General features: G+C 71.4%; 12 protein-coding genes. 10 read left to right on the forward strand and 2 right to left on the reverse strand.

Annotated features, from left to right (window positions below):
- Positions 1-279: 279 nt before the first annotated feature.
- On the reverse strand, positions 280-915 hold the full coding sequence (locus FDP22_RS17660) for a TetR family transcriptional regulator C-terminal domain-containing protein (protein ID WP_138575913.1): 636 nt from the start codon (positions 913-915) through the stop codon (positions 280-282).
- 429 nt (positions 916-1,344) lie between these two features.
- Here FDP22_RS17660 and FDP22_RS17665 point away from each other — a divergent pair, with 429 nt between their 5' ends.
- From FDP22_RS17665 to FDP22_RS17705, 9 genes are all read left to right on the forward strand, one after another.
- Complete coding sequence (locus FDP22_RS17665) at positions 1,345-1,644, forward strand: cupin domain-containing protein (RefSeq protein ID WP_138575912.1); 300 nt, start codon at positions 1,345-1,347, stop codon at positions 1,642-1,644.
- A 5-nt stretch (positions 1,645-1,649) separates the two neighbouring features.
- On the forward strand, positions 1,650-2,900 hold the full coding sequence (locus tag FDP22_RS17670) for a Zn-dependent hydrolase (protein ID WP_138575911.1): 1,251 nt from the start codon (positions 1,650-1,652) through the stop codon (positions 2,898-2,900).
- A gap of 85 nt (positions 2,901-2,985) precedes the next feature.
- On the forward strand, positions 2,986-3,291 hold the full coding sequence (locus tag FDP22_RS17675; RefSeq protein ID WP_239031821.1) for a GIY-YIG nuclease family protein: 306 nt from the start codon (positions 2,986-2,988) through the stop codon (positions 3,289-3,291).
- Positions 3,292-3,429: 138 nt separating this feature from the next.
- The gene (locus FDP22_RS17680; RefSeq protein ID WP_138575910.1) at positions 3,430-4,212 is read left to right on the forward strand and encodes a hypothetical protein; all 783 of its coding nucleotides are present in this window, start codon (positions 3,430-3,432) and stop codon (positions 4,210-4,212) included.
- Positions 4,213-4,235: 23 nt separating this feature from the next.
- Complete coding sequence (gene hydA, locus FDP22_RS17685) at positions 4,236-5,696, forward strand: dihydropyrimidinase (protein WP_138575909.1); 1,461 nt, start codon at positions 4,236-4,238, stop codon at positions 5,694-5,696.
- Between the two features lie 152 nt (positions 5,697-5,848).
- Entirely contained in the window at positions 5,849-6,628 is a 780-nt protein-coding gene (locus FDP22_RS17690) for an ABC transporter ATP-binding protein (protein ID WP_170317751.1), read from the forward strand.
- Positions 6,629-7,237: 609 nt separating this feature from the next.
- Entirely contained in the window at positions 7,238-8,101 is an 864-nt protein-coding gene (locus FDP22_RS17695) for an ABC transporter permease (RefSeq protein ID WP_138575908.1), read from the forward strand.
- A 472-nt stretch (positions 8,102-8,573) separates the two neighbouring features.
- Positions 8,574-9,413, forward strand: coding sequence for an ABC transporter permease (locus FDP22_RS17700; RefSeq protein WP_138575907.1), 840 nt, complete (start codon positions 8,574-8,576; stop codon positions 9,411-9,413).
- Between the two features lie 33 nt (positions 9,414-9,446).
- Positions 9,447-10,430 (forward strand): ABC transporter substrate-binding protein, encoded by a 984-nt coding sequence (locus FDP22_RS17705; protein WP_138575906.1) that lies wholly within the window; start codon positions 9,447-9,449, stop codon positions 10,428-10,430.
- A gap of 1,035 nt (positions 10,431-11,465) precedes the next feature.
- Here the strand turns inward: FDP22_RS17705 and FDP22_RS24605 are convergent.
- Positions 11,466-11,627, reverse strand: coding sequence for a hypothetical protein (locus tag FDP22_RS24605; protein WP_170317752.1), 162 nt, complete (start codon positions 11,625-11,627; stop codon positions 11,466-11,468).
- 13 nt (positions 11,628-11,640) lie between these two features.
- Here FDP22_RS24605 and FDP22_RS17710 point away from each other — a divergent pair, with 13 nt between their 5' ends.
- Positions 11,641-12,129: a hypothetical protein gene (locus FDP22_RS17710; RefSeq protein WP_138575905.1), complete on the forward strand. Its 489-nt coding sequence runs from the start codon at positions 11,641-11,643 to the stop codon at positions 12,127-12,129.
- Positions 12,130-13,316 lie beyond the last annotated feature (1,187 nt).

Raw genomic sequence — 13,316 nt, forward strand, 5'->3', positions numbered from 1 at the left:
GAGCATCACCACCGGCCCCACTCGCCTCGACGCGGCGCATCGCTGGCAGCGTCAGTCCAGCGCGACGCCCCGCTCTCCCCGACGCAGCGCACCACCGCCAGCCCCGGCGTCAAAATCTCCCGTTCACCGCAGGGCCAGCCGGCCCGCCAGCGCTCGGGAGGGGTACGCGCAACAGGGCCCCGCCTGGCACCGGGCCGATGCGGCGGCGGGTCCTCCTGCCCGGCAGGGAGAGGGCGGGCGCGAGGAGGCGTGTCGTGACCCATTGTGGCAACGCTCAGCTCACCCCGGCGCGAGCGCGCGCAGGAACAGCGTGTCGAGGAAACCCTGGGCGCCGTCGATGGCCGCGCCCGCGTCGGCGGAGAGCACGGCCTGCACCTGCACCTGGAAATCCGCGTAATGCTGCGTGGTGGCCCAGATCGCGAACAGCAGATGGCGTGGGTCCACCGGCGCCAGCCGCCCGGCGGCGATCCAGCCCTCGATCACCGCCGCCTTCTCGTCCACCAGCGCCTTCAGCGCGCCGGTGAGCTCCTCCACGATGAGCGGCGCGCCGCGGATCACCTCATTGGCAAACAGCCGCGAGGCGCGCGGATTCTCCCGCGACATCTCCAGCTTGCGCCGCAGGTAGGCGCGGATCTCCTCCAGCGGCTCGCCCGCCGGGTCCATCCGGCGCAGGGGGTCCAGCCAGCCGTCCAGCGTGGCGTCGAGCACCGCACGGTAGATCTCCTCCTTGGAGCGGAAATAGTATAGCAGGTTGGGCTTGGACATGCCCGCTTCCTGCGCGATCCTGTCAATGGTGCTGCCGCGGAACCCCTCGGCGGAAAACACCTCCAGCGCCGCGTCGAGGATCTTCTCCTCGTTCTCGCGCTGGATGCGGGTTTTCGCCCTCAGGGCCGGGTCTGGCGCGAATTCAGTCATGAACGCGGGGCCTCCTGCACTCTTTGCAGGCAGACTCCGCCAGTTTGACCGCATGGTCAACAATTCCTTGACGCCCCGGGGCGCTGTGATAGCGTTTTTCCGTCAGATCGCCGGCGAGGCGCGCCCGTTTCGCCTCAGGAGAAAGTCATGGCCGTCCGCCGACAGCCCAGCCAGAATGCTCCCAGCGCCCTCCCGGCGGCCCCCGCGCTGCCCGGGCGCACCGTATGCCCGGCCGGAACGCGGAACGACCCCGGCGCCGGCCTGACGCGGGCGCGGGCGCCCCGCCCTGCCCCGTCCCCATACCTGTCCCGACACCCGGCCCGTCCCCCCGGGATCCGACAGGGCGGCGCCCCGCGCATCGCCCCCCGACACGCCCCGGCCTGACGGCCCGATGCTCCCCCCGACCGAAGATCACCCGAAGGACACCTGATGACCGACCGCCCGCAGGCCACCCCCACCGTGCTGCTCGACGACCCCGACATGATCGTGACGCGCTGGGACTTTCCCCCGGGCGGCGAGACCGGCTGGCACGTGCACGGCATGAACTACGTGGTGACCACCCTCACCCCCTGCCCGATGCTGGTGGAGGAAGTGGGCGGCGGCACCCGCCGCAACGAGAGCCCGGCCGGACGCGTCTACCGCGGCTGCGAGGGCGCCGAGCACAACGTGATCAACGACGGGCCCGAGCCGATGAGCTTCGTCGAGCTCGAACTGAAGAAGAAGGACTGAAAGAGATGACCGCTCCGGGCAAGAACCTCACCGTGAACGCCGACCGCCTGTGGGAGAGCCTCGAGGAAATGGCGCAGATCGGCCCCGGCCAGCGCGGCGGCTCCAACCGCCAGACGCTGACCGACGCCGATGCCGAGGGCCGCGCGCTGTTCCAGGCGTGGTGCGAGGCCGCCGGCATGACCATGGGCGTGGACCAGATGGGCACCATGTTCGCCCGCCGCGAGGGCACGGACCCGGACGCGCTGCCGGTCTACGTGGGCTCGCATCTCGACACCCAGCCCACCGGCGGGCGCTATGACGGCGTGCTCGGCGTGCTCGGCGCGCTGGAGGTGATCCGCTCGCTCAACGACCTCGGCATCCGCACGAAGCACCCGATCGTGGTGACGAACTGGACCAACGAGGAAGGCGCGCGCTTCGCCCCCGCCATGCTCGCCTCCGGTGTCTTCGCCGGGCTGCACGCGCAGGACTGGGCCTATGACCGGGTCGACGCCGAGGGCAAGCGCTTCGGCGACGAGCTGGAGCGCATCGGCTGGAAGGGCGAGGAGGAAGTGGGCGCGCGCAAGATGAAGGCCTTCTTCGAGCTGCACATCGAGCAGGGCCCGATCCTGGAGGCCGAGGGCAAGGACATCGGCATCGTCACCCATGGCCAGGGCCTGTGGTGGCTCGAGGTCACCCTCACCGGCAAGGACGCCCACACCGGCTCCACCCCGATGAACATGCGGGTGAACGCAGGCCTGGGCATGGCGCGCATCACCGAGCTCGTCCACACCATCGCGATGGAGGCCCAGCCCGACGCGGTGGGCGCCATCGGCCAGGCGAATGTCTACCCCAACTCGCGCAACGTGATCCCCGGCAAGGCGGTGTTCACGGTGGACTTCCGCTCCCCCGACCAGGGCAAGCTCGACGCCATGCGCGCGCGGCTCGAGGCGGAGGCGCCGAAGATCGCGGCCGAGCTGGGCCTGGGCTTCTCCATCGAGCCCGTGGGCCATTTCGACCCCGTGACCTTCGACGAGACCTGCGTGGCCGCCCTGCGCGGCGCGGCCGAGCGGCTGGGCTTCAGCCACCGCGACATGGTCTCGGGCGCGGGCCACGACGCCTGCTGGATCAACCGCGTCGCCCCCACGGCGATGGTGTTCTGCCCCTGCGAGGGCGGGCTCTCCCACAACGAGGACGAGAGCATCACCAAGGACTGGGCCGCCGCCGGCGCCAACGTGCTGATGCACGCCGTGGTCGAGACCGCGGAGATCGTGGGGTGATGGCCGGCCACCTGCAGCCTTTCGGAGCATTTCCCCCGGTCGCGGCCCCCGCGACCGGTGTCCCGGGCTTGACCCGGGACCTCGATTGCCCCTGCACTGCGGCATGGCCTTCTATGTCTACATCCTCGCCTCGCGGCCCGGCGGCGCGCTCTACACCGGCTCGACCGACGACCTGCGCCGCCGTGTCGAGCAACACCGCAGCGGGGCGCTCGCCGGCCACACGGACACCTACGGCATCCGCACCCTCGTGTGGTTCGAGGCCCATGACACCCGCGCCGAGGCCCTCCTGCGCGAACGCCGCATCAAGCGCTGGCGCCGGCTGTGGAAGGAACAGCTCATCATGCAGCACAACCCGCAGTGGCGCGACATCACAGCGGACATTCCGTGGTGAGGGGGCCCGCGAGGCCCCGGGTCAGGCCCGGGGCGCCGGCTCGCGGGGCGGATGGCATGCCGCCCGGCGCAAACCCTTGCGGCAGCTCCCCCGGGCAATTCACACGACCCGGGTGATGCTGCTGCGGAGGGCAACGACATGACCCGCCTGCCCACCCTCGCTGGCACCGCGCGCGCGGCCCTTGCCGCCATGCTTCTGCTCGGGGCCTGCGCTCAGGAGGCGCCGCGGCGCGCTCCGGTGCTGCCCGAGGCCCGGCCGGGCGTGAGCGACATATCCGCCGCCGTCGCGCAGTTGCGCGAGGGCCAGCTCGCCAGCTACCGGCTGGAGACCATCGCCCCGGATGGCAGCCTCACCGACCGGGGCCTGCTCTGGCTCGAGGTGGTCGGGGGCGGCGATGGCGTCGTCAACCTGCTGGCCTGGAAGGACATCGGGGAGGATCCGGCCTCCCTGCCCGAGGCCAAGCGCGAGGCCATGCACGCGATCGCGACGCGGCAGGGCCGCACCGCCCCCGCAGCGCTCGACGGCTATGCCGTGCTGGCGTGGTCGGTTTCGACCGTCGACAGCGAGGGCCGGCTGCTCGCGCGCAGCGACTTCTCCGGCGACCTCGAAATCTACAAGCCGCATGATTGCAGTTTCACCACGGAACCCTGCAGCTCGAAGGCCTCCATGCTCCGGGGCAGGAGACCGCTCACGCTCGAGGCCAGCACCACCGGGCGGATGGAGGGCGGCGTCTGGGCGGGCGTGACCCGCGCCCGCATCTCCGCGTCCCCCTCGGCAACCGCTCCGGCCGTCAACACCACCCAGCGGCGTTCGGTCTCGCCAGACGGGTTCCCGCTCGACATCATCACCTACACCGACACCGGCGGAACCATCTGGCGGCGCACCGACGCCCCGACCCCGCCGCCAGCAGAGGGCGCGTGAGCCGCGCCGACAGGGAGACACGCATGACCAAAGTCATCAAGAACGGCACCATCGTCACCGCCGACCGCTCCTACAAGGCGGACGTGCTGGTGGACGGCGAGACGATCCGCGAGATCGGGCCCGACCTGAAGGGTGACGAATACATCGACGCCGAGGGCGCCTATGTCATCCCCGGCGGGATCGACCCGCACACGCATCTCGAGATGCCCTTCATGGGCACCACCGCGGCCGAGACCTTCGAGAGCGGCACCTTCGCCGCCGCCGCCGGCGGCACCACGATGCTGGTGGATTTCTGCCTGCCGGGGCCCGACGGCTCCCTCGTGAACGCGATCAACGACTGGCACCGCAAGTCCGCCCCGCAGATCAGCGTGGACATCGGCTACCACATGGCCGTCACCGGCTGGAACGAGACCATCTTCGCGGAGATGGAGCAGGCGGTGAAGATGGGCATCAACACCTTCAAGCACTTCATGGCCTACAAGGGCGCGCTGATGGTGGAGGACGACGAGATGTTCGCCTCCTTCAAGCGCTGCGCCGAGCTGGGCGCCCTGCCGCTGGTGCATGCGGAGAACGGCGACATCGTGGCAGCACTGCAGGAGAAGTACATGGCCGAGGGGCTCACCGGCCCCGAGGGCCACGCCTATTCCCGGCCCCCGGAGGTGGAGGGCGAGGCGACCAACCGCGCCATCATGATCGCCGATGCCGCCGGCGTGCCGCTCTACGTGGTGCACGTGAGCTGCGAGCAGAGCCACGAGGCCATCCGCCGCGCGCGCCAGAAGGGCATGCGGGTGTACGGCGAGCCGCTCATCCAGCACCTCACCCTTGATGAGGGCGAGTATTTCAACCGGGACTGGGACTATGCCGCCCGCCGGGTGATGTCGCCGCCCTTCCGTTCGAAGGACCATCAGCAGAGCCTCTGGGCGGGCCTGCAGTCCGGCTCGCTGCAGGTGGTGGCCACCGACCATTGCGCCTTCACCACCGAGCAGAAGCGCTTCGGGCTCAAGGGTTTCCCCTCGATCCCGAACGGCACCGGCGGGGTGGAGGACCGGCTGGCGGTGCTCTGGACCCAAGGGGTGGAGACCGGGCGGCTGACGCCGGAGGAGTTCGTCGCCGTCACCTCCACCAACATCGCCAAGATCCTCAACGTCTACCCGCGCAAGGGGGCCATCGTGGAAGGCGCCGACGCCGATATCGTGGTGTGGGACCCGAAGCTGTCGCGCACCATCACCGTGGCGAGCCAGAAGTCGATCATCGACTACAACGTCTTCGAGGGGTTCGAGGTGAGCGCCCAGCCGCGCTACACGCTCTCGCGCGGGGACGTGGTCTGGGCGCATGGCCAGAACAGCCAGCCCCAGCCGGGCCGGGGCAAGTTCATCCCGCGGCCGCCCTTCCCCTCCGCCCACAAGGCGCTGTCGAAGTGGAAGGAACTCACCACCCCGCGCAAGATCGCGCGCGACCCGCAGAACATCCCCTCGGGCGTCTGACGCCCGGGCGTTGAAGCAGGGCGTGTGACGCCCGGCACCGTGTCTCGGGCGTCTGGCGACGCCCGGGCCCGTCACCCGAAGGAGGCCCCGCCGCCCCCCTCTCCCTCCCCGGGGCCGCGTCCGTGGGCCCCCCGACCCAGCAAGAGACCCGCGTGAGCAGCCAAGTCATCCAAGCCAGGGGCCTCGACCTCACCTTCCGGACCGCCGACGGCCCGGTGCACGCGCTGAAGGACGTGAACCTTTCCGTGCAGCGCGGCGATTTCGTGTCCTTCATCGGGCCCTCGGGCTGCGGCAAGACCACCTTCCTGCGGGTGGTGGCCGACCTGGAGCAGCCCACCGGCGGAGAGATCACCGTGAACGGCATGAGCCCGGCCGAGGCCCGTCGCGCCCGCGCCTATGGCTACGTGTTCCAGGCCGCCGGTCTCTACCCCTGGCGGACCATCGGCGGCAACATCCGCCTGCCGCTGGAGATCATGGGCATCCCGCGCGCCGAGCATGCCGCCCGCGTGGCCCGGGTGCTGGAGCTGGTCGAGCTTACCGGCTTCGAGAAGAAATTCCCCTGGCAGCTCTCGGGGGGCATGCAGCAGCGCGCCTCCATCGCGCGCGCGCTCTCCTTCGACGCCGACATCCTGCTGATGGACGAACCCTTCGGCGCGCTGGACGAGATCGTGCGCGACAAGCTCAACGAGGAGCTGCTGGGCCTGTGGCGGCGCACGGGCAAGACCATCGGCTTCGTCACCCATTCCATCCCCGAGGCGGTCTATCTCTCCACCCGGATCGTGGTGATGTCGCCCCGCCCGGGCCGGATCATCGACGTGATCGAGAGCGACCTGCCGGCGGAGCGCCCGCTCGACATCCGCGAAAGCCCGGAGTTCCTCGCCCTCGCCCGCCGGGTGCGCGACGGGCTGCGCGCGGGGCATGGCTATGACTGAGCGCCCGGCCCGCGCCCGGCGCCTGTTCGCGACGCGCCCCCGCGCCGACCGCCCGGCCGCGCCGCGGGCCGGTTCCCGCGCCACGCGCCGCCCAACAGGCACGGCCGGCGGCGCGGGCGCTGCAACTCTCCCCGTGGGCTTCGGCGAGCTGCGCCTGCGGGTGCCGGAGACGGGCCCACATGCCGCGCCCCGCCCCCCCTCCTGCAAGCGGCCGCCGTCGAAACCTTGTCAGACGGATGCGCAGGCCGCCCGGCCACAAGAGACTCCGAGGGTGCAGCCCGATCCGGCCGCCGGGCAGCGCGCGTGCGACGGAGCCGTGCCGAACCGGCGCGGGGCCACCGCCCTGCGTCGCTCCTACCGGACAGGGGGCGGGCCGGGTGTCGTGATAGTCCTGCCCCTGCCCGCCCGTCGCGATGCGATGCGCGCTTCGCAGGCAGGCACCCTCCGCGCGGGCGCCCAGGCCGACATCTTCCCCTCGTGGCGGGCCGGTTCTGCCACGCAGCCGTCGCGTCGGGGCCAGTGCCCTGCGCCGATCGGCGCCTTGCCTGAGGCTCCCGGGTCGGGCCGGGCCGCGCCGGACTGGGCAACCGCAGGCACGGAGGGACAGGCATGAAAAGCGTTGTCCCCGTCCTCTCCGTTCTGATCGTCTTCGTGGCGCTCTGGTACGCGCTCGCGGTGGTGCTCAACGCCCCCTGGGCGCGGGACCGGGCGGAGCGCGCCGGCACCGAACTCGGCTTCTCCGAGCTCGTGGCCGACACCTGGGCGCAGGACAAGCCGCTGCTGCCCGCCCCGCACCAGATCGCCGCCGAGATCTGGCACACCACCGCCGAGATGCGCATCACCTCGAAGCGCAGCCTGGTGTGGCACGCCTGGGTGACGCTCTCGGCCACCTTCACCGGCTTTGCCATGGGCACGCTGCTGGGCATCCTGCTGGCGGTGGCCATCGTGCACAGCCGGGTGATGGACCTCTCGGTGATGCCCTGGATCATCGCCTCGCAGACCGTGCCGATCCTCGCCATCGCGCCGATGATTATCGTGGTGCTCTACAACATCGGCGTGCAGGGGCTGGTGGCGAAGGCGGCGATCTCGGCCTACCTGAGCTTCTTCCCCGTGGTCGTGGGCATGGTGAAGGGGCTGCGCAGCCCCGAGCGCATGCAGCTCGACCAGCTGCGCACCTGGAGCGCCAGCCGCGCCCAGGTGTTCTGGAAGCTGCGCCTGCCCGCCTCCATGCCCTACCTCTTCCCGTCGCTGAAGGTGGCGGTGGCCATCGCCCTGGTCGGCGCGATCATCGGCGAGCTGCCCACCGGCGCGCAGGGCGGTTTCGGCTCGCGCATGCTCTCGGGCAGCTATTACGGGCAGACGCTGATCATCTGGTCCGCCCTCATCGGCGCCGCGGTCTGCGCCGGGGCGCTGGTGGGGCTCATCGGCCTGGTGCAGCGCCTGGTGCTGAAGCGCATGGGGATGGCGACATGACCCGCTTCCGCGCCCCCGGCGCCAGCCCGCGCTCCGCTGCCCCGGGCCTGCCCCGGGGCCTCGCGGGCACCGGGCCGACCATATCCATCACCGCCGCCGCCAGCCGCGCCGCACCGGGCGGCTCTCCCGGCGCTGGGGCTGCCCTCACCACTGTTCCGGGCCCGATCCGTGGTTTCGCGGTCACCGCGCCGGCCGGCCTCACCTCCGTAGCCCGCCCGATCCGGGCGTCGGCGATCTCCGCGCCACCCACGCCGCCCACCGTCCATGACATGCCCCCGGCCGACGGACCCACTGTCCCCGGCCTGCCGCGGGGCCTCGGGGTCCGCTTGCCTGACCCGATCCCGGCCCCCCGCTCCGCATCGACGAACCGGCACCCGACCCGGACACGCGCCACCGTGCCGCCCGACCTTCCGTATCCGCGCGGGGGCAGCGCCCGCGCCGCTCCCGCACCCCGCCCCACGGAGGCCCCGGCATGAGCGGCATCCTTCTCTTCGCGCTGGTGTTCTGGCTCGCCGCCTGGGCGCTCAACGTGGTGCTGGCCCGCCACCCGTCGCGGGCGGTGCGGCTGGTGGTGCCGGTGCTGTTCGGGGCCGCGGTGCTGCTGCTGTGGGAGGGGGTGACGCGCGGCCTCGGCGTGCCGCCGGTGATCCTGCCGCCGCCCTCGGCCATCTGGGGGGCGCTGATCTCCTCGGGCCCGATGCTCTGGGCGGATTTCGTGCAGACCTTCCTGCGCGCCGCCCTCACCGGCTACGTGATCGGCTGCGGGTCCGCCTTCCTCTGCGCGCTGGCGATCGACCGCTCTCCTTTCCTGCAGCGCGGCTTGCTGCCGCTGGGCAATCTCGCCGCGGCGCTGCCCATCGTCGGGCTCGCGCCCATCATGGTGATGTGGTTCGGCTTCGACTGGCAGTCCAAGGCGGCCGTGGTGGTGGCGATGACCTTCTTCCCCATGCTGGTGAACACCGTGGAGGGGCTGCGCGCCGCCGACCGCATCCAGCGCGACCTCATGCGCACCTATGCCGCCTCCTGGGGTCAGACGCTCACGAAGCTGCGCCTGCCGGCGGCGGCGCCCTTCATCTTCAACGCGCTCAAGATCTGCTCCACCCTGGCGCTGATCGGCGCCATCGTGGCGGAGTTCTTCGGCACGCCCACCGTGGGCATGGGCTTTCGCATCTCCACCGAGGTGGGGCGGCTGGCGCTGGACACGGTCTGGGCCGAAATCGCGGTGGCGGCCTTGGCCGGATCCGCGTTCTATGGTGTGGTATCGCTCATCGAGAAAGCGGCCACGTTCTGGCACCCGAGCCAGAGGGGATAAGGCCCGGGTGGACATGTTCAACAGGAGAGAGACATGAAGAAACTACTGGCAGGCGCGGCCCTCGCGGCCGTCTCCGCCTATGCGGCCCAGGCCGCCGACGCGGTGACGCTGCAGCTCAAATGGGTCACCCAGGCGCAGTTCGCCGGCTATTACGTGGCCCTCGACCAGGGCTTCTACGCGGACGAGGATCTCGACGTGGAGATCAAGCCCGGCGGGCCGGACATCGCCCCCGCCCAGGTGATCGCCGGCGGCGGCGCCGACGTGATCATCGACTGGATGCCCTCCGCCCTCGCCAGCCGCGAGAAGGGCCTGCCGCTGGTCAACATCGCCCAGCCGTTCAAGAGCTCGGGGATGGAGCTCACCTGCCGCAACGACAGCGGCGTGACCTCGCCGGAGGATTTCCCCGGCCACACCCTGGGCGTGTGGTTCTTCGGCAACGAGTACCCGTTCCTGAGCTGGATGGCCAAGCTCGGCATCCCGACGGATGGCGGCCCGGAGGGCGTGACCGTGCTCAAGCAGGGCTTCAACGTCGACCCGCTGCTGCAGAAGCAGGCCGCCTGCATCTCCACCATGACCTACAACGAGTACTGGCAGGTGATCGACGCCGGGCTGACCCCGGACGAGCTCACCGTGTTCAAGTACGAGGACCAAGGCGTGGCCACGCTGGAGGACGGGCTTTACGTGATGGAGGACAAGCTCGCCGACCCCGCCTTCGCCGACAAGATGGTCCGCTTCGTGCGCGCCTCGATGAAGGGCTGGAAATGGGCCGAGGAGCACCCGGAGGAGGCCGCCGGCATCGTTCTGGACAATGACGCCACCGGCGCCCAGACCGAGGAGCACCAGATCCGCATGATGACGGAAGTCGCCAAGCTCACCGCCGGCTCGAACGGCGCGCTGGACGAGGCGGACTACCAGCGCACCGTCGACAGCCTGCTCGCCGGCGGCTCCGACCCGGTGATCACGAAGGAGCCGGAAGGCGCCTGGACCCACGCGATCACCGACAAGGCGCTCGACTGACGCGAGGCCGTCCGCCCCGGCGGACCCTCGCCTGCCGCCCTCGGGGCCAGGCACGCTCACGGCGCGGGAGCCCCCTCCCGCGCCGTCTTGCCTTCTCCCGTGAGCCGCCCCCGCGCAGCGCCTTCCAGTTCCGCGCGCCGCCGGGTGTTTGCGCATGTCGCCCTGCGAATCCCAGCGCGCGGCAGGATTTTCCGAGGCATCGCCCCGGGCTCCGGGCACCACCGGGTGTCTCGACCCGACGTCGCGGCGTTCCGAGCGCCGCAGCAGTCCCCTGCGTATCGCCTCAGGCTCCGGGCACAGTCAGGTATCTCCGCCCATAGTCCCCGCGCTTCGAGCGCTGCCGCAGTCCCCTGCGCATCGCGCCGGGCTCTGTGCGCCGCCGGGGTACCTCCGCCGCTCGTCGCGACGCCCTGCGCGCACCGGCTTCCCCTGCACGTCGCCTCGGCCTCAGGGCGCCGCGGGTTTCCCAGCGCATCCCGTCAGGCCCGGGGTGCCGCCGGCTTCCCCTGCGCGTCGCTCCGTGCTCAGGGCGTCACCGGTTCCCCTTGCGCATCACCTCCGGCTCAGGGCGCCGCCGGATATCTCCGCTCATTGCTCCGACGCGCCGCGCACCGCCCGGGTCCCCTCTCCGTTGCCCGGTTTCAGAGGTCGGCAGCCAGCCCCTGCACGCGGCGCTGCGGTCCGTCCTCAGGGCCGTCCGGGACGCCTCGCGGCGCGGGCGCAGCCGGAGGCACCGGACCGGCGCGGCCGCTCCCGTCATCGCGAGAGCAGCCGGCTCCCTGCGGCATCAGGCACAGTCCCCCGGTGCCATCACCGCCGCGCGGTGGCTTGTCGGACGACGTCCCGGAAGAGGCGCGCCGCCGCCGCGCGACAGCGCGGCTCGGCCCAAACCGCAGGAGGCCCGCCCCGGCAGGGGCGGGTCGACGGAGGGCGGGAGGGCCCCCTTTCCGGCCGGGGACCGGGGCATGACTGCGGACGGGGGGCGGCGGTCCTGCGCCTCGCCCCCTCGCGCCGGGCCGCCACGGGGTGCAGGCGTCAGGTGAAGACGAAATCGTCCGCCCCGATGTCCGGCAGGTCGATCCCGTGCAGCCGCATCGTCTCGCCGAAGGGGAACCGCAGCAGCGTCGCGTCGCCGTCCCGCCAGAGCAGCGGGGCGATCTCGGCATACCCGTCGGCCGACGGGCAGACGCCCTCCACGCGGATACGGGCGATGCCATCCTCGAAATCGGTGACGTCCGAGAGGTCGCTGAACCTGTCGATGACGAAGACACCCGCCGCCGAGCCGGCCGCTGTCCGCGTCGCCGGAGATCTGCGCCACCACGGGCCCGCTCTCTCCGCCGGTCCCGGATGCGCAGGTCAGCCGGTCATCGCCGTCGCCGCCGTGGATCTCGGCCGCCTTCCGGACGGCCTTGCCCGCGCCGCAGCGCACCGCCGGGCCGGCGAGCAGCAGGATGTCGTCACCGCCACCGCCGCTGACGGTGCCGCTCCCCGTGCCGAGGGTGAGGCGGTCCGCGCCCGCGCCGCCGTCCACCGTGTCGAACCCGGTGTCGGACAGCAGGAACATGTCCTCGCCCTCACCGCCATTGAGCCGGGCCGCACAGGAGTGGGAAATCTCGAACGGTGGTCCCCGCGTCGCCCAAGAAGGTCGTGCGGGGGCCGCGATCACTCTCGAGGAAATCATCGCCGCCGCCGCCGCTGACGAACCCGTCGTCGGAGCGCACCCGCAGCCAGTCCGAACCCGCCTCGCCATGGAGACGCACGTCGTTGGCATGGCAGTAGCCCTCCGTAGAGTCCGACGCCGCAGGTGCAGATCGGATCAGTCCCGTCCCCGGCGTGGATCTCCCGGCCTCGCGTGGCCGCGAAGGTCTGGTGAGTCTCCGGACTGTGGACGACCAGGACGGCCCGGCTGCTTGCCCGCAGCCCGTCGCCCCCGATCGTGCAGTCGATGGTGGTGCTGATGCCCTGTGCGCCGAAGGCCAACGCCAGCGGGTGCCGGGCTTCGAAGGCCACCGTGCCGTCCTGCGCTGCGGTGATGGCGATCCCCTGCTCGCTGAAGCTCACCGAACCCGTGTCGCCGAGGCGGTGTCCGCACACCAAGACATGCCGCAAGGGCGCATCGCCGGGCACCGGGTCCGCGCCGCTTCCGTTGTCGGCGAACAGGTTGGCCGTCAACCCCGGCGGCGCCGGACTCGCCCGTGATCCTGTCGGGTCGCGGATCGATGTCCGAGAGGTGGCGGATGTCCGTCGCAACCCGGAGCCGGGAAGCCTCCTGCACACGGGGCGCGGTCTCCACCAGGGCCACCCCGATGACCGGCGTCGCGGCCTGTGCCCGAACGCCTCGACCGTGCGCGCGGCGGAGAGGGCGTACTGGCCCTGATACCGTCCGATCACCCCTGCGCCCTCAAGCGGGTCATTGTCCGGATCGCCGTCGAGAACCGTGCCGGGGTCGACGCCCCGATCGACAGCGACAGGGCATCGGACGCCGTGGTGTCCGGCATCCTCCACGGGCATCTGCCGAAGGCTCATCGACACCACGATTCCGCCGACGGCATGTTGCGGGGCGATCTCGTCGCGATCAAAGGTGCCGGACCAGTTTCCGTTTCCCTCCCCGGTCAGGCTGCCAGGCCCGAACCTGATCATCCCGAGGGACGGATGGGGGGATCTCGTCGTCCCGCGACAAATGCTCCGTTTCACGGCGCGAAGCGGGGGCAATTCCGCCGCTTCGGCCAAGAACTGCGCCCGTGGCCCGGCCCCGGCAGGTCCGCTAACCAATGTTAACTTAATGTCCGGAGACCGTCGCCGAGCGGGCCGGGAAGCTCAATGCGACGCGGGTGAAATAAGTCGGAAACAGGCGCTTGACCTTCCCCCGTCGCCGCCGTAATAACC

This window comes from Paroceanicella profunda, from assembly GCF_005887635.2.
Lineage (GTDB): Bacteria > Pseudomonadota > Alphaproteobacteria > Rhodobacterales > Rhodobacteraceae > Paroceanicella > Paroceanicella profunda.